Source organism: Marinobacterium sedimentorum (genome assembly GCF_024267675.1).
In the GTDB taxonomy this organism is placed as follows: Bacteria; Pseudomonadota; Gammaproteobacteria; order Pseudomonadales; family Balneatricaceae; genus Marinobacterium_A; species Marinobacterium_A sedimentorum.
Window position 1 is genome coordinate 1 of the sequence record NZ_JALDYX010000088.1, and the last position, 663, is coordinate 663.

The following is a 663-nucleotide window of genomic DNA, read 5'->3' on the forward strand; positions in this document are numbered from 1 at the left end:
CCTCCTTAAACGACATGGCTTGTTCTGGCATAGCGTCCACACGAATTACCTGATCAAACGTTAAAGAGAGCGAACTATTCGCGGGGATAACCTGTGGATAACAGGCTTTTAGTTGTAAGGCTAAAAGCTTGATGATGTAGGCTTGTAGCTCAGCTGGTTAGAGCGCACCCCTGATAAGGGTGAGGTCGGTGGTTCAAGTCCACTCAGGCCTACCAATTATTCGTCAGAATAATTGCAGTAGCTCCGATGGTTAGAGCGCACCCCACTCTTTATATAAAGAAAGGGGGTGAAGTCGGTGGTTCAAGTCCACTCAGGCTTCGCAGTCGTTCAGCATGGTTGGATATTTTACCTGGTCAACTGTTTCAGAAAAAGTTCCGGGGCTATAGCTCAGCTGGGAGAGCGCCTGCTTTGCACGCAGGAGGTCTGCGGTTCGATCCCGCATAGCTCCACCATTCTCGGGTGGTGTGGAATTACCTGATCCGGAACATCATTGCGCTACGTGAGTTTTAAAACATGCACTTTTTATAAAGTTCATCTTTTAAAGCTTCAATGCTTTCATCGAAGCGCCTTCCATGGCTCTTTTGATGTCAGGTCCATCCGTGGACCGAATCGCTCTTTAACAATATGGATTCGAATTAATTCGAGATATGTCTTGTACTGTAG

At 46.9% G+C, this 663-nt stretch carries 2 tRNA genes; both read left to right on the forward strand.

The window, feature by feature from the left end:
• Positions 1 to 138: 138 nt before the first annotated feature.
• Positions 139 to 215, forward strand: a tRNA-Ile gene (locus tag MRS74_RS23555).
• Positions 216 to 376: 161 nt separating this feature from the next.
• Positions 377 to 452, forward strand: a tRNA-Ala gene (locus tag MRS74_RS23560).
• Positions 453 to 663: the final 211 nt, after the last annotated feature.